The organism is Trichocoleus sp. FACHB-46, from assembly GCF_014695385.1.
GTDB lineage: Bacteria > Cyanobacteriota > Cyanobacteriia > FACHB-46 > FACHB-46 > Trichocoleus.
The window spans coordinates 60,287-76,616 of sequence record NZ_JACJOD010000067.1 but is presented as its reverse complement, the minus strand read 5'-3'; the positions used below and the strand labels follow the sequence as shown (position 1 = coordinate 76,616).

The following is a 16,330-nucleotide window of genomic DNA, read 5'->3' as shown; positions in this document are numbered from 1 at the left end:
TCAGTGGTGGATAAGAGGCTGCTTGGGGCTAGTTCCCCCTTTTTGCTCCTGCTGCATGTTGATGCGCACGGACAACACTCCCATCGACAAAGTGGATGTCCCAGTTAATTTTGCCCTCGGCATCGGCCTCGATCTGCAGGGCTTCGAGCAGTTGCTGCCACAAGCCGATGTGACGCCAGTGGTAGAATCGACCTGAAACTGTTGACCAGTGGCCATAGCGACTGGGTAAGTCTCGCCAAGGAGCACCAGTTCTGAGAATCCACAAGATGCCGTTGATGACGGTTCGATGGTCTTTAGCGGGGCAACCTGTATGAGGCTTTTGTGGTGGAAGCAGGGACCAAATGCGCTTCCACTGCCGATCGTTTAATTCACCCCGTCGGTTCTTCTTTTGTGGTGGAAGAATCATGGAGGTTAATCAGTATTCCTGCACTATTTCTATTCTGCCAAAGGGTTTTAAAACACGCCCTAGAATTCCACAGACCTCCCCCAGTGCGATCGGCTCTTTTGCAAGCTATTGAAAGGTTTGCCTCATTCGTTAGCAGCTCCAGAAGAAAGATAAAGATAGTTGGGGATACGAGCTAACGCTGACATACCAATATAATGTGGAACTCGATCAGCAAATCTATAACCTGCTCCAAGAGATGGACTCTCAGACAGACCTAGAGCGCTGCTTTGTTAGCGCCATGTTCTAATGTGAGTGGAGCGAGATGCATCATTGGGACGTTGGTCCTTAGGGATCGTGGGAAGGATCGCTTTTACAGAGGTAAGCTTTCTCGGGGTGAGTAATGAGGTAAGCATGAATCCAATTGCAATTCATTGCTGTGAGTTGATCAACATCCCATGACCACAGCTTGATTGCTTCATCCCAACTCGCCGATGCAAGGGTCTTGCCGTCCGGGCTGTAACTCACGCTCACAACCCCTCTCTCATGCCCTTTGAGCGTGTTCAGCTCTTTGCCACTGCTGGCATCCCATAGCTTGATGGTGGTGTCGTTACTCGCTGATGCAAGGGTCTTGCCATCCGGGCTGTAACTCACGCTCTCAACCCAACTCTCATGCCCTTTGAGCGTGTTCAGCTCTTTGCCACTGCTGGCATCCCATAGCTTGATTGTTTCATCCCAACTCGCCGATGCAAGAGTCTTGCCATCTGGGCTGTAACTTACGCTCATAACCCGAGCCCCATGCCCTTTGAGCGTGTTCAGCTCTTTGCCACTGCTAGCATCCCACAGCTTGATGGTGTTGTCCTCACTCGCCGATGCAAGGGTCTTGCCATCCGGGCTGTAACTTACGCTCACAACCTCTCTCTCATGCCCTTTGAGCGTGTTCAGCTCTTTGCCACTGCTAGCATCCCACAGCTTGATGGTGTTGTCCTCACTCGCCGATGCAAGAGTCTTGCCATCTGGGCTGTAACTTACGCTCATAACCCCAGCTCCATGCCCTTTGAGCGTATTCAGCTCTTTGCCACTGCTAGCATCCCACAGCTTGATGGTGTTGTCCTCACTCGCCGATGCAAGGGTCTTGCCATCCGGGCTGTAACTTACGCTCACAACCTCTCTCTCATGTCCTTTGAGCGTGTTTAGCTCTTCGCCACTGCTAGCATCCCACAGCTTGATGGTGTTGTCCCAACTCGCCGATGCAAGGGTCTTGCCATCCAGGCTGTACGTCCCGCTATGGAGCACAATATCATGCCCTTTGAGCATGTTCAGCTCTTTGCCACTGCTAGCATCCCACAGCTTGATGGTGTTGTCCTCACTCGCCGATGCAAGGGCCTTGCCATCCGGGCTGTAACTCACGCTCATAACCCGAGCCCCATGCCCTTTGAGCGTGTTCAGCTCTTTGCCACTGCTAGCATCCCACAGCTTGATGGTGTTGTCCCCACTCGCCGATGCAAAGGTCCTACCATCCGAGCTGTAACTTACGCTCATAACCCGAGCCCCATGCCCTTTAAGCGTGTTCAGCTCTTTGCCGCTGCTGGCATCCCACAGCTTGATGGTGTTGTCCCCACTCGCCGATGCAAAGGTCCTACCATCCGAGCTGTAACTCACGCTATTAGAGTACAACAGTCTAGAGGTCTCGGCTACTGGCTCATGCCCTTTGAGTTTGTTGAGCTTAGCGAGCGTGTTCAGCTCTTCGCCGCTGCTGGCATCCCATAGCTTGATGGTGTTGTCCCCACTCGCCGATGCAAGGGTCTTGCCATCCGGGCTGTAACTCACGCTCACAACATCCTCCTCATGTCCTTTGAGCGTGTTCAGCTCTTTGCCGCTGCTGGCATCCCATAGCTTGATGGTGGTGTCCCCACTCGCCGATGCAAGGGTCTTGCCATCCGGGCTGTAACTTACGCTATAGACCAAATCCCCATGCCCTTCGAGCGTGTTCAGCTCTTTGCCACTGCTGGCATCCCATAGCTTGATGGTGGTGTCCTCACTCGCCGATGCTATCGTCTTGCCATCCGGGCTGTAACTCACGCTATAGACCCCAGACTCATGACTTTCTAGGGAGTTGCGTTCACTTAGCCTATATACATCCTGCAAGGCTACCATCACTTGAAATTGAGTCTGGTCATCTTGAAATGTTTTAGATAACCGTTTAAACTGCTGAGCCGCCTCTAAAGCTTTGAGCAATCCTGCAAACGGTTTCCCAGCCAAAACTTCTTCTCTCGAAGCAGCAACTACCAACCGTACATTTGTAGCTGCTAGGGTGGCTTCAGCAGCGATAGTTTTGTCTTGAGCTTTTTGTTGTTCCACTAGAGCTTTGTCTGCCGCTGCTTGGGCCTGCTCTTTACTGACGTTGACCTGCTTTAAACGTTGGCTAACTGCTTTAGCATCGGTGTTTGCTGCCTCTAACCTTTGTTTAGCATCGTTGAGCTGCTTCAAAGCTTGGTTTCTAGCAGCACTGATGGCTTGCCGCTCTTGTTGGGTTTTCGCCTGCTCCTGTTTAGCTGAGGCTACTGCTCGTTTTGCTGTAACTCCTTCCTATTTGGCGATGTCGCGCTCTCGTTTAGCGAATTCAATAGATTGCTTTGCTGCTGCTTCCTGTTGTTTGGCTTGCTTCGCTCTTTGTTCTGCTTGCGTCGCTTGTTGAGTGACCTGCTGTACTTGGTCCGTGGCACGTTTGACCTTGTTATTGGCCTGAGTGGTGTTCACACTTGCCAGAAAAGCCACAATCAGCGAGACTACCATCGCAGCTGCTCCTAGGCTGGTGACAAAGATAGCTCGGCGTCTAGCTTTTGCTAGGGTTTGCTGAGCTGTTTGCTTGGCTCGCTGTTCTGCTTCTAGGGCTGCTTGCAGAGTTTGTTGGGCTTCCTCGCTGGCATGAGTCAACAGTTGATTAGCTTGCCGTTCTGCCTCCAGCGCTGCTTGGATCGCTCGCTTACTCAAATCCTCGCTGGCTCTAAGAAACTGGTAGTCTAAATCACTCAAGCTTTTGCCGACTGCCCAAACTTGAGCTTCCCGCAGTGCCGCCCCTTGCAGCAATCGTGACTCATCCTGCCGTCCTGCCCTCTCCCAAGCCGTAACCGATTCTGCATAAGGACGCAACTCAGCCAGCGCCTCTTCTAGCCAGGTAGCATTAAACACGGCAGCATAGATTTGGTTATAAACCTGTAGCTGGCCCTGCTGCTTCACCACCAAACCCGTTAAGCGCAGCTTCATCTGCTCCAGGCTGTCATCCACTGTTAGCCCTTCCTGCTGCAAAATCTGCTGATACAGCCCCAACAAGCGTCCCGTATTTTGGCTACCACTGTAGAGGAGGCGATCGCGAATGGTGCGTAAATGCTCTGGCTGATCTTGAGCTTCCCAGTTGTCAATCACCTTAGAATGCACCAGCTCCGCCACCCATTGGGCTTCACTGCCAACTGGGATCTCTGTCTCCACCTGTCGCACCAGCTTACACAGCTTTTGGGTCAAAAACGGCTGTCCCCCAGTCCAGTCCAGAATGGCTTGGAGAACTGCCTGGGAATGGGTTGTGCGTTCAGCTAATCCGAATTGCAGGGGTTGGGCTTCGGAGAGTTGAAACCCCATTAGTTCAATGGCCCGACCAATGTTGAACGGTGTCCGGCGGCGGTCTTGGATTAAATCTGAAGGCGTTGCCACCCCAATCAAAGCAAAGGTGAGGCGGTTGTAAGCAAGCTGATCAGCTCTGCGGTTGTAGCAGTCCCGGATGACCGCAAAAAAATCATCTTGACTGAAGGGTAGGGTCAATACACTATCAATCTCATCGACGAACACCACAATGCTTTGGGGCATGAGCACGAGCAAAACTTCACTAATAAACTTGCTGAAGCGTTGCACCGGAGAGAGTAACTCTTGCTGCTGCCACCAGTCATTGAGATCAAACTGAGCGTACAGGTTTAAGTCAGTTACTAAGTAATCAATGAGTCCGGCATACCACTGTTCTACCGTTGTGTCCGCTGCCCCAATCGAAGTGATGTCGATCGCAGCACAGGCATAGCCTTCTTGCTTCAAGCGCTGCATCGTCCGTACACGCAAGCTAGACTTGCCCATTTGCCGCGAGTTCAAGACATAACAGAACTCGCCTGCCTTCAATCCTTCATAAAACTCTTGGTCAGCCTGCCGAGTTACATAGTTAGTCGCATCAAGCGGTAAACTTCCCCCAACTTGATAATCACTGTAGCTGGGCAAAATCGGATTCATCAGCCTACTCCCAAGCGATCGCGGAAGTAAATCTGGTAGAGGTTACACAGCGGCAAGACGTCATTACCCTGCCGCTCCACCAATCCCATACTATGCAGCTTAAAGCCTAGACTCGACTCTATCCGCACGGGTCCCTCGGCCATGACAACTTGTTTCATTGCTGCCTCCAACTGCGGGTCATTCCGTAGGTTCTCTAGATGCCGTCGCAGATGGTCGCTGTAAAGCCCTTCTTCCGTCGGCGCGATCGCCAGGAATTTCTCCAGCGTTAGATTGCCCTTCGCAATCTCATACAGCGCTCTGCGAACTAAATAAGGGTGCCCATCCACCATGCTCCTAAGTTGATCAATTTCGGAACTGGACCAACCCAAGCCGTGCCGCTGCACTAAGTCGCTCACCTGAGTCTGGTTCAACTCCGGTAACTCAATGGGCAATCCAACATTAAACGGCGATTGGTTGATGTTCAGAGGAATGTACACTTCCCTAGAGTGAGCAATCACCAAGCGGAATTTCTGCCAAGTGGGATCGTTCTTGCTTTTCTCATGCCAGAAGCGTAGTAACCCAAAAAAGTCTTGAGCCACTTCCAAGTGTTGAAAGACTTGATCTACCTCATCTAGCCCCAACGTCAAAGGTTCGTTCAGCGTTGTGAACAGGTAACGATGGAAGTAGTTGGTGCATTTATTTTTGCTGCCCAGCACCCCTTTCCACAGCTCACTGAGGCGATCGTCTAGGTTTAGCTCATTTGCCACGCTAGCGCAGAACCATTGCAAAAACTGGTCGATATTATTTAGGAACTCGCTATCCACTGACTGCAAATTCAGATAAACCACTCGATGGCCCTGCTGCTCTGCTTGATACAAAATCCGCTGCATTAAAGACGATTTACCCATCTGCCGAGGTGCCTTGACCCGAATTAAAGCCCCTGGCTTAAGGATTTCTTGATAGCAACTGGATTCAATCGGCGGGCGCTCGACATAAAGAGGCGAATCCAAGCTAACAGAACCCTCTGGGGTCTCCAAGAAAGAACTTGAAACCATTTGCAGCGATCGCGATGCTTCTAACGCTACTAAAGGCAATGCTTCACTACCCTCATTCACTTCTTGAACGGGTTCAGGTTCAGCGAGTATCTCTGATTGCTTCTTGAGGACAGGATTCAGTTCCTCTGGAATGCCCTCCATGCTGATACTAGTGCAGCCATAGTCATAGGCAAACTCAATCGATCTTCCACTCGCCAGCGCATCATAAAACCCGACAGCAAATTCTCGGGCTGCCTGATCCCCAACTTCCTGGCTCATACCAATCACGTAGGGAATATGACGGGCGTTGTCCTTAATGCTTGCAATTCGGAATAGCAAGCATTAAGGACAACGCACTCGACCTGCTCCTTAAATAAATCAAATAAACTCGCTAAAGCCTTAGCGCTGACTAATTTGACTTGGCCTAACTCATCCTCTAGGGCTAAACCGCCTTCCCCCACTCCATGCCCTGAGAAATGCACAATCTGGGGTTCCAATTCCAACACAGCCCGTCGCATCTCACGCGGAGTGACTGCCCACTTCTGTTCTAAGTGAAACTTGTTGCACTGCTTCGAGCGCCGCAACCCCTCATCGATTTCACTCACTTCCTCTCCCAGCCTCAGTGGAGTAGAGGCCTTAGGGTTAGCTGCCAAAAACAGAATGGTTTTTTTGTGCTTGCGGGGGCTACTCATGCACAGCCATTCCTAGTTAGGTGTGTTGTTTAACTTTTCACAGATATCTAGGGTTATCTTTACACTGATAATTGCTTAAGACTGTAGCGAAAAGTAGTCCTAAAACATTAAGTAACAATCAGTCATATCCTTTGACAAAAGATGCTGCATTTTGATACTTCTAAGCAGAATGCAGCATCTTATGCTGGATATGTTCTCATTTGATTCACACAGATGGGTGATTGGATTGAGAAAGAAAGCAGAGAGCGATCGCAACTCCTCCATAGTTGCGATCGCTTTTCTCTCGATATGGGTGCTACAACCTCAAGCTGCAATCAGAGCTGTTTCCTGCATGCATCAACAGATTGCAAGCAAGTCATACCCTGCGACTGGACAACCATTTACTGGTTCAAATTTTTGAATGTTCTGCACGACCCACCCACAGAGGCGATCGCGCTACTAAGTCTTTGCCCCCTTAGTCGTGCGATCGCCTTACCTCTAAGGTGCCCATCTGTACCCTATGAAGACCCCTTCAAGTACCCTTGTTGCTGCTGATTGGGGTGGTTTTTGGGTAGTGTACAAGCTGCTGGGATCTTTGCTGGAGCGGGCGATCAGATTTTTGAATTGGTTTGAATTGGGCTTTTTGGGCTTTGACGCTGTGCAGGTGGGGTTTAGGTTAAAGGGGGCCAATTCAAAAGTTGAGGTGGGTGAGGAGGTCAGTTGTTTGGGTGCTTCAACTTTCTGCTATAGATTTTTTGTTTCGATGTATATCAAATTTGTAAAGTGCTATATTTTTGTATAGTTCATCGATATAGCAAAGTTTATGGCGAAGCAGAATCAAGGAGATGGCATAGTGCTCTCGGCACTGGAAGAAGATTTGTTGACAGTTCTGTTCGGTAAAGAGCTTTACGGATTGCAAGTCATGAATGCCATGAATGCAGCCAGTCAGGGTAGGCGACAGATTGGGTTCGGTAGCTTATACCCCACGCTACATAGGCTCAACAAGAAAGGGCTTGTTCAAGCTCGTTGGGGTGATGAGACAGATGAGGAGGCGGGAGGAGCACGCCGAAAATACTACAAGCTAACTGGTTTAGGGGAGCAAGTGCTGAGAGAGACCCAGGAATACCGAGCTCATTTAGCTGGATGGCAGCCTACTATTCAGCTCCTCTGTGATTTGCATCTGGTATCCAGTCGTTTGATGCCTGGAGGAGTGTAGCATGCAAGCGATAAAAGAGCTTCTGACTACTCTCACTAAGCTAGGAACAACACTAGCAAGACTGTTAACTAGGTTTATCAAGCATCCTTGGCTCATCAAACTCCTACTTCCTAGAAATTTTGAGGCATGGAAGCAAAATATTTTGAATGAGTTACGAACTGAACTGCAGTTTATCAAGGAGATCGATCGTCGACGCATAGAACAAATTGAAGCGTCCGATCTGGATGAGATCGAGAAATCAACTCTCACTAAACATTGGACTCTAGAAATTAAGCAACGTCTTACTCAAGCCGAGGAAGTTACTGACCAACTTGAAAAGACAGACCAGAAATATCAAAAAATACTGGAATCTATTAAGAAGCTTCAAAGATCGTATCGGCGACAGGTACGCCTTCCTATCTGGATAGCGAACAAGCTTCCTGAAGAGTGGCATCGACAATTGGTGGAAAATCGCAGGCAGTGGATTGCTGAAAAACAGCCAAGACTACTATTTCATCTCAACACCATCAAATACTTGCTACAGACTCTTAAAGCAGCAGTTTTGATCAAGTGGGAAGATGGCACTTTGTTCAGTATCAGGAAAGGAATTGATAAAGGAAGCGCAACTCATCAAGTCGCTGATGACTAGATGAAGACTCTGCCTGAATCTTCTTGCAGACAGAGTCTTCAATGAACGCAATTTAAGGGGAGTGTCCAGATTTTTGTGTAAACCAAAGCTGGAACCTTTGATTTCCCGTCAAATTTGTCTGGTTAGACACAAGGAGATTTACACTCCCAATTTAAGTAAGCAACAACTCCACTTGTTACCTACCCACAAATTAATAATATGGCAACTACCGACCCCCTGCCAAAGCCTAGCTCTGACTCGTGTTCAGCAGTAGAACTTAGTATCGCTCAAGAACGGTTACGCCAAGCTCACCACAGCTTTAATCTTGCTCTTGTAATGACCGCAGCTTGTGCTCTGATTAGCTTAGCTGGAGTCATATTCCTGTTTCTAGGCAAAGGACCAGAAGGAACTATCACCGCGATCGCGGGCTTAACCTCAACTGTCCGCTGTCTGGAACTGGCAAAAGATACCAACGATCGGCTCGACAAAGTTGCACTTGAGATTAAAAGTGAAGCTTGAAGAGAACCAGAGGCGATCGCCCATTCTGTAGTTGAGGGGCGATCGTCCTTGGCCAGTTCGCTACCGACTCTCACTAAAAGCTAACTCTCATCCTTGGTAAGAATTTCAGCTGTTCCTAACTTGAAGCGAAACACCTTGGAGATTTAATCATTCTATGCAGACAGATTCATATGATTACAGCCCAATTCGACCTCAAGACTTACCCTACATTGATCTTGAAGCTCTAGAGGGGCGACCAATTCCACTTCATGCATTTCACGATGGTACCCGATGGCACATTTGGGTTCCAATGGAAAATGGGCTTCTTCAACCAATTCGAGTTATCGATGCTGTAGAGATGGTTTATCTTGCTTCAAAACCAGTTCGTGGGAGTGACGCTTGTTTGGTCTTCATTGATTTCATCTACAAGTGCGTAAGGCTTAAGAGCACTCGATCTTTTACAGCAGCACTTACGTCAGACGTCTTCAATATTGGTGCAAGCCTGAAAAAGTTGGATTTATTTCGAGCATTAGAAGGCATTGACGGTAAATCCAGATTAGTAACTACGGAGCTAGAATATCTTCTTCTGCTGTGTCGTAGTATGTTTGATCTTCTTCAGGAGATCATCTCAAGAATATGGGACACTGTTGAACTTTCCGATCCTTCTGCTTCTTAGCAGAAATTACCAGGTACTTTCCGGAAGGTAATTCTTCATCAAGACAAGATTCAATCGTCAATCGACATCCAGCAGCGTTTCGGAGTCTCTCCAGCCCTTGCTGATTGGTATGCGGAATGCACTCCCTTCTTTTATAAACTTAAGAAAGTGCGGGACGCAATAATTCATCAACCTATCCAGGACCCCTTGATTTATGTCGAAGATAAGGGTTTCTCCATTAGGGTTGACTCGTCACCATTCTGTGAGGTGATTCAGTGGCCCGATCATTTGTTGTCGAAGAGCCGTATTGGGCCATTGAACTTTTTGATTGCATACTTTATCAAAGAAACATTGACTGCCTGCGAAAGTTTCGTATCAGCTATTACGGAACAGATATATTTCTCGCAAGACTTTGCCCCAGGCTACACATTCTTCTTGAGAAGCCCTCATATGGCGTCTTTGCAGGGAATAAGAAGAGTGCTGGAAGAAGACCCCTGGGCTGAGTTTACTTTGCCAGAGGACTACTGGACAAAACAGAATGCTACTGAGGGTAGCTAACCATCTATACCCAGCAAAGCAAACGTTTAACGCTGCTAGTTTTGAGTACAAAGGCAACCTGCTGGCTGCTCAGTTCAATCGTTAGGCATCTTCGTTAGCTTCCCGAACCTCTATCAACGTTTATTAGTGATGTGTTCGTAAGAGACTTAACAATGTCAGAGTGTCACCACCGTTACTCACCTGATGGTTAGGCCAGCATTTGCCTCAATCGCGCGATCGCTCAGCAGCAGCCAAGAAACCCCAAGACCCCCACTCATCCTCATTAGTCAGTTGTTCCGGGGATGTGTGGCGATCGCCCTTTCAACCCAGAGTCACTGCAAGCAGATGTCCGAATTCTGGACGACTGGCGAGAATGAGCAGCAGTTCAGTGATGGGGTTGCATTCCCAAATTTGGGAAAAGTTGGAGGGACGCTCGCTGAAGCCTTGGATATTACGAAATTTTCGGACTTTGGACAACCCTTCAAAAGCAGAAGCGATCGCGCTACCAAGTCTTTGCCCCCCTTAGTCGTGCGATCGCCTTACCTCTAAGGTGCCCTCATGTCCCCATGAAGATCCCTTTCAGTACCGCTGTTGTTGCTAGTTGGGGTGGGTTTTGATTGGTGAGCTAGGTGCTGGAATGCTTGGTAGAGCAGGCGATCGGATTTTTGATTTGGTTTGAATTGGGCTTTTTGGGCTTTAACGCTGTGCAGGCGGGGTTTGGGTCAAAAGGGGCCAATTCAAAAGTTGAGGTGGGTGAGGGGATGGTGAAGGGATAGATGGGCGAGCGCTTATCAACGACCCTAGCCTTGCTTAAATGATTGAAATTATAGCCTCTCGCTTTTTATAGACTGGCTTGGATCTCTCTACTAAGCTTCCTTTATCAAGGAGGACTAACGTATGTGCGATGAACTTTCTGAAAACAAAAAGCTTGTCGTCGAGCTTTTCGAGCAAGCTCTAGAAAGGTATGAAGCTGAATATGATGAACTATTCGAACAATGGCGTGGACTAGAAAGTAAGGCCCAAGTAGCGCTGGCAACCTCTGGAATATTTATTTCAGCATCTGGTTTGCTGGTTAAAGAGGTTAGTAGTACTTTTCCAGCTGGCATAAATCTTACTCTAGTCATAGCTATAGTTGCTTTAATAGTGTCGGTCGTGTTCTCGGTGAGAGTACTTGCGGTGCGGCAACTCAAAAGTTCCCCAACCGGAGAAGGTTACATGGTTCTTGCTCTTAGAGCCCTAGAGGAAATGGAGCATCAGGATGGTAGAACCGCAAACCTCAAAGTTGATGATATTCAAGACAAGGCTAGACTCTGGGAGGACGGAATTGTAAGCCTGAAGGAAGGTAATAAACTTAAGGCAAACCGGCTAACGGTTGCCCAACACCCACTTCTACTCGGGCTTACATTGGTAGCGATCGCAACCGTCAGTGCGATACTTTGGAAGCAAAGTAAAGGAGCTATAGGCTAAATGGCAAAAGACGCACCAAAAATATGTTTTGCCCCCAGCTGTAATGCCCCTGTCATTAAGGGCAGCAATTACTGCCAGCAACACCTTCCAGGTCGAGAGAATTCCGGAACCAAATGGACAAACACAGCAGATTTTCAGGAGGGCAGCAACAACCCTCAAGGAGCGAATTTTAACGAGACCTAGCCTGACTGTTGTAGGTAGCAGATGCTTAATAACGCTTTCTAAGGATTAAACATCCGCTTCAATCGCGCGATCGGAAAAGCAGCAGCAAGAAAACTCCAAGGCTCCCACTCGTCATCATTGGTCAGAATGTACTGCTCCCCTCCAATCAGTTGGCTGGCAGTCACCAACCTCAGCCGATGAGCCAAGTCAAACCACTCTTTGAATCCTGGTTCTGCGGCTTTGGTTGCTTTGGGATGCTCGCTTCCTCCCAGTTTCCAGCATTGACTAATCGCATCTCGCAACAGACCGATCGGATTCCTTACCTCATGCCTGTCTCGATACTCAATCGCAGCAGCCAGAGCATCACTCACCACTTCAAGTGGGGCCGCTAAAACCTCAGCCTTCAAAGGCGAAGTCAGCGGAAATCCTGCTTGCTCAATTTTTAAAAAAGTTGCATCGTGAGCAGCGGCGGAAGAATTGTCCTCTGCAACCTGTTCCGCTTCTGACCCAGATGCTTTTAGAACGGGTTGAGACTTAACAGAAAGGGGAGCGCTTACTGGCTTGAAATCTTCCACCCCTTCTTCACCCACAACAACAGGGCGGATGGGGGCTCCGTTGTTGTGGTGTCTATTGAGGTGTCTAGAGTGGAATCTATTTCTATCTGATCACCACTGGTTTTGGAGTTGATGACCTCTGAACTTGGAGTTGATAGCTCGGATTCTTGGAGGTCATCTCCTAGATTTGTGAAATGAGATGGAGCAAGGGTTTTAGCCTGTTTTTGGGCTAGGGCTTGTTCAATCGCCTCTCGGTTGAGTTGGTACTGGTAGGCGCGATCGTACTTGGCCTTGGGGTTATTGCGCCGCTTAAGCAGTTGCAGTTTGTTGGTGAGTTTGGCGAGGGCTTGGCGGATGGTTTCGATGCTGTACTCCTCAAACAGGTGCTCTCGGATTTGCTCTAGGGTCAGCCTCACCCAGTCGTCAAGCTTGTGCTTGGCTTTCCACTGCTGCCAACTCTCGATGATGGCGAGGATTTTAGCAGCGCAGTAGTTACGCTGGGTGATTTGGACGTACTCTTTGCAGAGCTTGAGGTAAGTCAGGTTAGGGGAGGTGCTCATCGTAGCTGCACCTCCCACAGCTCTAAGTCTGCTTCCTTCTTAGGTCGGAGGGGCAGTAGGCGTTGCATGCCTTTCTCGAAGGACACGTACAGCTGCTTGTATTCGTCGGGATTCAAGTGCTGGTTGTCACGCGAGGATTTAAACTCCACGAGTATGGAGTCGGATAGGATATTCATAGCTGTGCCTCTTGACGGACGTACAGTGAACGGCGATCGCGAAACTTTGAACGAGGAAAGCGATCGCTTTGTTATTGGAAGCCTAGTCTGTGCCTCCTGATTGTGCTTTGGACTCTCTAACCGCCTGATCTAGCTCTTCAAAACTGCATTGATACAGCCGCAGTAGATCAGAAACGATTTCAAATCGGGGTACGGAACGACCGTGCTCCCAATTGCGTACTGTTGATTCCCCTACGTTTAAGCGAGAAGCGACATCAACGGTACGGAGGCCGAGGCGTTCACGAAGTTGTTTCATGTCCATGCCCTAACCCTGTCAAGATACTAGTACAATTAGTTGACGCAATAAACTAACTCAGGATATTGCGTCAACTAATTGACGCCGTCAACATGTTGACGCATAATCAGCATAGAGAGAAGGCGGTCCCGACGCCAATCAGAAACCGCCCTCTCTCTAAGACAACCCTTGATTAAAGGTCTTAACCACTATGGTATACACGCCTGATCGCGTCGAGTCAATCGCGCCTGTTTTTGCTGAAGAAGAACGTTGCTCTGGTCGCATCCAAGCAACCGCTCAACTAGAACTCGAAAGCTATCTAGAAGAGCAGGTCCGTTCCATTGCTCCAGCTAGGATTGACAGCCTCTCCCTAGTTGATGGCTACACCTACCTCTCAGTGATGGACGAGGATCGCCCCATTACTAAACAGCCCATCTACCTCATCATCCAGCTTGAAGATTGCCAAGGTAATGAACAGCTCGTGGATTTAGTGACCAATAATGATCGCTTTGCCTTCATCACTCGGATTATCCGCAATCACTTCGATGCTTGCTGGCAGATTAGCGAGACCTGGACGCCTGAGGATGGTTGCCCCTTCTAGATAAACAAACGATCACTCCTCTCTCGGCAGGGGCGATCGTTTCCTAATGGAGATCCCCTTATGGGCTCTAGGGCAGCAATACCCTGGAGCCTAGTCGTTTAGCGATCGCCTCAATTTTTTGCCTCGCTCAAGGTGTGCGTTCTTAGCCGATAGAGCAAACACACTAGCTCATCATCCGTAAGCTGGCTCCTGCGCTTACTGTAGAATTTATCCGCAATAAATTGATGTACTTGCTCAACACTCCACCCCAATTGCCTAACTTGGATTTGAATCCCCACGATCACGTCGATTAAATCGTCGTAGGCAATCACTGGGGGTGAAGTCGAAGGCTCTGGCGGTAGGACCGAGGGCTGTGGAAAACTCATTTCTCCCCTCCCTGCACCCTCCCCATGAGAGCTTATTTGTTTTTCCAAGACAGCATCATGCCCCTCACCCTTCATATAGGTAAAGGTGTGTAATTCCTCTCTAGGAGGCTCTTCTAGCGCTTTGGTTGGCCCCGTCGCAGGAGGCCGTGACGGGGCTGTAACTGTCTCCTGTAGCTCCATTACACACCTTTCGGGGTGCCACAGTTCTTTGTGCTTCTGCAAGGTGGTATGACTGCACTGAGCTAGGGAGGCGATCGCTTGGGCTCGTGCGGTAGGGCGATCGGGTAGCTGGCCTTGTTGAGTCAGTTCAAGGACTGCTTGTTTGATCCGCGCCTTGGCGTCTTCGGCTCGCTTCTGGTTGAAGTTGACGATGTTGTTAGCAGCCGTGGTTAAGGAAAGGCTGCGACCGCGTTTAGGAGAGGAGCCAAGCGGCCAGTAGTAGTTCTCTACGGCTGTGGCCCATTCTTGAGCGCGACGGCTGATTTCGTGCTGGTGTTGGCACCACTCTTGGTAGCCAGGGCTCTTGATGGCGGTGTGCTCGATGTAATGAGAGAGTGCGGCACCAGAGAGGGATTGAAAGACGACGCCGTAGCAGCCGATGGTTTTGAGCAGGTGGTTGGTTTGTCCGGATCCGGTCCACCCTTGTGCCATTTCGGTTTCCAGCTCTTGCTGCCACAGGGCGGTGTTGCTGCGACGGTTGTAGGAGCGGTACTGATGCTGCTTCTTTGCCTGAGCGATCGCCTGGTGCAGTTGCTCTAAGTTCTGAGCGGCTGCAGCTTGGTCCCACTGCTGGAAGAAGGAGGACAAATCGCTGGGCAAGGGTTGCAGGGTTTCGCTGAAGAGGACAGAGCCGCTGCTGGGTTGCAGGGGCAGGCGATGGGCATTGTATTCGCTATACTCTCCGGCTTTGGTGTAGCGCTTGACGTTGGGGAAGACTTCAAGTTGGCCTGCTTGCAGGGGTAGGTGGTGAGCTTCTAGGCAGTGCTTGAGGGCGACGGCAAGACCGAAGGTAGGGACGGCTTCAGGTAGAGGGATGTAGAGGTGGAGTCCTCCGTTCCAGCTAGAGCGTAGCAGGATAGTTTGATGAATGCCGATGCTGGCGAGGGCAGCTCGAATGGTGGCAAGGGCTTGGCGATCGCGGGTGGGATGATGCAGGCTGAGGGCATCGAGGTCGATGAGGCCGTGGTAGGTGGTGGGGCCAAAGCGAACGCCGACCAGTTGGGCGGTATCTTGCCAGTAGGTCCAGAGACTACGGGGCTTGAGGGGATATTGGGTGAGGGTTTGCCAAGCGGGTTTTTGGCTAGCGTCTGCGGGGGTAGATGCGACGATCGCTTGCCAGGGGTAGGGGAAGAGCTGGCACAAGCGCCGGCCTAAAAGGTCGCGGGGTAAGGGTTCAGGTAAACGCTGACGAGTGGGCTTTGGGGCGATCGCCTGACTTGCACAGGCAGGTGTTTGTTTTCGTGGCATGATGCAACTCTCTAGTCCGGTGGGGGCAAGGGGACAGAGGGTGCAAAGTGAGTAAGTACGACTGGTCACGCTGCTGATGCAGGTGATCGTCACAGTAGCTATGCATGGTCTCTCTGTCCCGAAATAACGGCTGGACAGGGAGAGAGCGATCCGCAAATTGAGAATGGCTAAGTTTTCTCTAAGACTGGCTTAGACAACCAGAAAATTCCTCGTTTTTCTTCGATGCGCTCCATCCCTGGTGTAGAGAGGAATAGAAAGCCATTCGCCTTTTTAGAAACGGTGCAAAAGATCTTGTCACTTTTTGCCAAATGACCGTAATATAGACGCATGGCACAGTGGGTGACTTAACTGCAGGCCGTCCAAGCATACAAGTTAGAGTCCCCTCTATTCCGATTCCGAACAAATATAAAAGCCTTCTTAGCCCCTTCTGTGTCCGCAGTTGGGGTTTTGGCTTTTATGGTTCCTAGAGCATGTTCATCTCCTCAGCTCTAGCAATTAGACCAACAACCCTAAAAATCACCACAAACTCTGCCTCCATAAAGCTTGATGAGTAGTTTACCTGATCTGCCCAGCGATCTCTCCTAATTTCAACGGAAAGAAAGAAAAACTGGGTTTTGGCGGTCTCAAACAAGCTGATCCGCCATTCGAAAAGTCAGCCCTTGATCTTACTTATTGGGCATACATCCTCGAAACGCTGCTTCGGGTGAACTATTTCTGGCTCAAAAGCTAAGAGGCTGATTCCAGATGGGTTAAAGAAGTTCGGGGGCGATCGCCCCCGAACTTCTTTAACCCAGCCTTCGACAAAGTCCCGCAAATCAAACAATCCAGCATGAAGCTTGTTGAGCTTTTTACAGGT

18 protein-coding genes and 1 pseudogene are annotated in these 16,330 nt (G+C 49.5%); 8 read left to right on the top strand and 11 right to left on the bottom strand.

The window, feature by feature from the left end:
• Positions 1 to 37: 37 nt before the first annotated feature.
• The 5 genes and pseudogenes from H6F72_RS26815 to H6F72_RS29855 form a co-directional block, all read right to left on the bottom strand.
• A pseudogene (locus tag H6F72_RS26815) lies at positions 38 to 406 on the bottom strand (IS5 family transposase); the annotation flags it as partial.
• Positions 407 to 730: 324 nt separating this feature from the next.
• Entirely contained in the window at positions 731 to 2,872 is a 2,142-nt protein-coding gene (locus H6F72_RS26810) for a WD40 repeat domain-containing protein (RefSeq protein ID WP_199299336.1), read from the bottom strand.
• Between the two features lie 99 nt (positions 2,873 to 2,971).
• Positions 2,972 to 4,651 carry an AAA-like domain-containing protein gene (locus H6F72_RS26805; protein WP_190442654.1) on the bottom strand — a complete coding sequence of 560 codons (1,680 nt, stop codon included), beginning with the start codon at positions 4,649 to 4,651 and terminating at the stop codon, positions 2,972 to 2,974.
• Positions 4,651 to 5,943 carry an AAA-like domain-containing protein gene (locus H6F72_RS26800; RefSeq protein ID WP_199299335.1) on the bottom strand — a complete coding sequence of 431 codons (1,293 nt, stop codon included), beginning with the start codon at positions 5,941 to 5,943 and terminating at the stop codon, positions 4,651 to 4,653. The genes H6F72_RS26805 and H6F72_RS26800 overlap by 1 nt, the downstream gene beginning before the upstream one ends.
• A gap of 5 nt (positions 5,944 to 5,948) precedes the next feature.
• The gene (locus tag H6F72_RS29855; RefSeq protein ID WP_199299334.1) at positions 5,949 to 6,356 is read right to left on the bottom strand and encodes a CHAT domain-containing protein; all 408 of its coding nucleotides are present in this window, start codon (positions 6,354 to 6,356) and stop codon (positions 5,949 to 5,951) included.
• A 499-nt stretch (positions 6,357 to 6,855) separates the two neighbouring features.
• On the opposite strand from H6F72_RS29855, the gene H6F72_RS29995 reads away from it, so the two are divergent.
• From H6F72_RS29995 to H6F72_RS26760, 7 genes are all read left to right on the top strand, one after another.
• Complete coding sequence (locus H6F72_RS29995) at positions 6,856 to 7,137, top strand: hypothetical protein (protein WP_206755469.1); 282 nt, start codon at positions 6,856 to 6,858, stop codon at positions 7,135 to 7,137.
• Between the two features lie 21 nt (positions 7,138 to 7,158).
• A complete protein-coding gene (locus tag H6F72_RS26790) occupies positions 7,159 to 7,551 on the top strand; it encodes a PadR family transcriptional regulator (protein WP_190442649.1) in 393 nt (130 codons plus the stop codon).
• Position 7,552: 1 nt separating this feature from the next.
• Positions 7,553 to 8,179 (top strand): hypothetical protein, encoded by a 627-nt coding sequence (locus tag H6F72_RS26785; RefSeq protein ID WP_190442647.1) that lies wholly within the window; start codon positions 7,553 to 7,555, stop codon positions 8,177 to 8,179.
• A 198-nt stretch (positions 8,180 to 8,377) separates the two neighbouring features.
• On the top strand, positions 8,378 to 8,677 hold the full coding sequence (locus H6F72_RS26780) for a hypothetical protein (protein WP_190442644.1): 300 nt from the start codon (positions 8,378 to 8,380) through the stop codon (positions 8,675 to 8,677).
• A 154-nt stretch (positions 8,678 to 8,831) separates the two neighbouring features.
• Positions 8,832 to 9,332 carry a hypothetical protein gene (locus tag H6F72_RS26775; RefSeq protein WP_190442642.1) on the top strand — a complete coding sequence of 167 codons (501 nt, stop codon included), beginning with the start codon at positions 8,832 to 8,834 and terminating at the stop codon, positions 9,330 to 9,332.
• A 720-nt stretch (positions 9,333 to 10,052) separates the two neighbouring features.
• Positions 10,053 to 10,397: a hypothetical protein gene (locus tag H6F72_RS26770; protein ID WP_190442641.1), complete on the top strand. Its 345-nt coding sequence runs from the start codon at positions 10,053 to 10,055 to the stop codon at positions 10,395 to 10,397.
• A 348-nt stretch (positions 10,398 to 10,745) separates the two neighbouring features.
• Positions 10,746 to 11,315: a hypothetical protein gene (locus tag H6F72_RS26760; protein ID WP_190442638.1), complete on the top strand. Its 570-nt coding sequence runs from the start codon at positions 10,746 to 10,748 to the stop codon at positions 11,313 to 11,315.
• A 221-nt stretch (positions 11,316 to 11,536) separates the two neighbouring features.
• On the opposite strand, the gene H6F72_RS26755 is transcribed toward H6F72_RS26760, so the two are convergent.
• The 4 genes from H6F72_RS26755 to H6F72_RS26740 form a co-directional block, all read right to left on the bottom strand.
• Positions 11,537 to 12,067, bottom strand: coding sequence for a hypothetical protein (locus H6F72_RS26755; RefSeq protein ID WP_190442637.1), 531 nt, complete (start codon positions 12,065 to 12,067; stop codon positions 11,537 to 11,539).
• Positions 12,031 to 12,591: a hypothetical protein gene (locus H6F72_RS26750; RefSeq protein WP_190442636.1), complete on the bottom strand. Its 561-nt coding sequence runs from the start codon at positions 12,589 to 12,591 to the stop codon at positions 12,031 to 12,033. Before H6F72_RS26750 ends, H6F72_RS26755 begins: the two co-directional genes overlap by 37 nt.
• Positions 12,588 to 12,767: a hypothetical protein gene (locus tag H6F72_RS26745; RefSeq protein WP_190442635.1), complete on the bottom strand. Its 180-nt coding sequence runs from the start codon at positions 12,765 to 12,767 to the stop codon at positions 12,588 to 12,590. Before H6F72_RS26745 ends, H6F72_RS26750 begins: the two co-directional genes overlap by 4 nt.
• A gap of 82 nt (positions 12,768 to 12,849) precedes the next feature.
• Positions 12,850 to 13,062, bottom strand: a complete 213-nt coding sequence (locus tag H6F72_RS26740) for a helix-turn-helix transcriptional regulator (RefSeq protein ID WP_242017157.1) — start codon at positions 13,060 to 13,062, stop codon at positions 12,850 to 12,852.
• Positions 13,063 to 13,252: 190 nt separating this feature from the next.
• Here H6F72_RS26740 and H6F72_RS26735 point away from each other — a divergent pair, with 190 nt between their 5' ends.
• Positions 13,253 to 13,642 carry a hypothetical protein gene (locus H6F72_RS26735; RefSeq protein WP_190442633.1) on the top strand — a complete coding sequence of 130 codons (390 nt, stop codon included), beginning with the start codon at positions 13,253 to 13,255 and terminating at the stop codon, positions 13,640 to 13,642.
• A gap of 110 nt (positions 13,643 to 13,752) precedes the next feature.
• Here H6F72_RS26735 and H6F72_RS26730 read toward each other — a convergent pair whose 3' ends face one another.
• Together H6F72_RS26730 and H6F72_RS26725 are read right to left on the bottom strand one after the other, a co-directional pair.
• On the bottom strand, positions 13,753 to 15,474 hold the full coding sequence (locus H6F72_RS26730) for a hypothetical protein (protein WP_190442631.1): 1,722 nt from the start codon (positions 15,472 to 15,474) through the stop codon (positions 13,753 to 13,755).
• A 167-nt stretch (positions 15,475 to 15,641) separates the two neighbouring features.
• A complete protein-coding gene (locus tag H6F72_RS26725) occupies positions 15,642 to 15,803 on the bottom strand; it encodes a hypothetical protein (RefSeq protein WP_190442630.1) in 162 nt (53 codons plus the stop codon).
• Between the last annotated feature and the right edge of the window lie 527 nt (positions 15,804 to 16,330).

Bases quoted from the DNA above. Each gene is read 5' to 3' on its own strand.
- H6F72_RS26805 (WP_190442654.1), bottom strand. From the start codon at position 4,651: ATGAATCCGATTTTGCCCAGCTACAGTGATTATCAAGTTGGGGGAAGT.
- H6F72_RS26800 (WP_199299335.1), bottom strand. From the start codon at position 5,943: ATGAGCCAGGAAGTTGGGGATCAGGCAGCCCGAGAATTTGCTGTCGGG.
- H6F72_RS29855 (WP_199299334.1), bottom strand. From the start codon at position 6,356: ATGAGTAGCCCCCGCAAGCACAAAAAAACCATTCTGTTTTTGGCAGCT.
- H6F72_RS29995 (WP_206755469.1), top strand. From the start codon at position 6,856: ATGAAGACCCCTTCAAGTACCCTTGTTGCTGCTGATTGGGGTGGTTTT.
- H6F72_RS26790 (WP_190442649.1), top strand. From the start codon at position 7,159: ATGGCGAAGCAGAATCAAGGAGATGGCATAGTGCTCTCGGCACTGGAA.
- H6F72_RS26785 (WP_190442647.1), top strand. From the start codon at position 7,553: ATGCAAGCGATAAAAGAGCTTCTGACTACTCTCACTAAGCTAGGAACA.
- H6F72_RS26780 (WP_190442644.1), top strand. From the start codon at position 8,378: ATGGCAACTACCGACCCCCTGCCAAAGCCTAGCTCTGACTCGTGTTCA.
- H6F72_RS26775 (WP_190442642.1), top strand. From the start codon at position 8,832: ATGCAGACAGATTCATATGATTACAGCCCAATTCGACCTCAAGACTTA.
- H6F72_RS26770 (WP_190442641.1), top strand. From the start codon at position 10,053: ATGGTTAGGCCAGCATTTGCCTCAATCGCGCGATCGCTCAGCAGCAGC.
- H6F72_RS26760 (WP_190442638.1), top strand. From the start codon at position 10,746: ATGTGCGATGAACTTTCTGAAAACAAAAAGCTTGTCGTCGAGCTTTTC.
- H6F72_RS26750 (WP_190442636.1), bottom strand. From the start codon at position 12,591: ATGAGCACCTCCCCTAACCTGACTTACCTCAAGCTCTGCAAAGAGTAC.
- H6F72_RS26745 (WP_190442635.1), bottom strand. From the start codon at position 12,767: ATGAATATCCTATCCGACTCCATACTCGTGGAGTTTAAATCCTCGCGT.
- H6F72_RS26740 (WP_242017157.1), bottom strand. From the start codon at position 13,062: ATGAAACAACTTCGTGAACGCCTCGGCCTCCGTACCGTTGATGTCGCT.
- H6F72_RS26735 (WP_190442633.1), top strand. From the start codon at position 13,253: ATGGTATACACGCCTGATCGCGTCGAGTCAATCGCGCCTGTTTTTGCT.
- H6F72_RS26730 (WP_190442631.1), bottom strand. From the start codon at position 15,474: ATGCCACGAAAACAAACACCTGCCTGTGCAAGTCAGGCGATCGCCCCA.
- H6F72_RS26725 (WP_190442630.1), bottom strand. From the start codon at position 15,803: ATGCGTCTATATTACGGTCATTTGGCAAAAAGTGACAAGATCTTTTGC.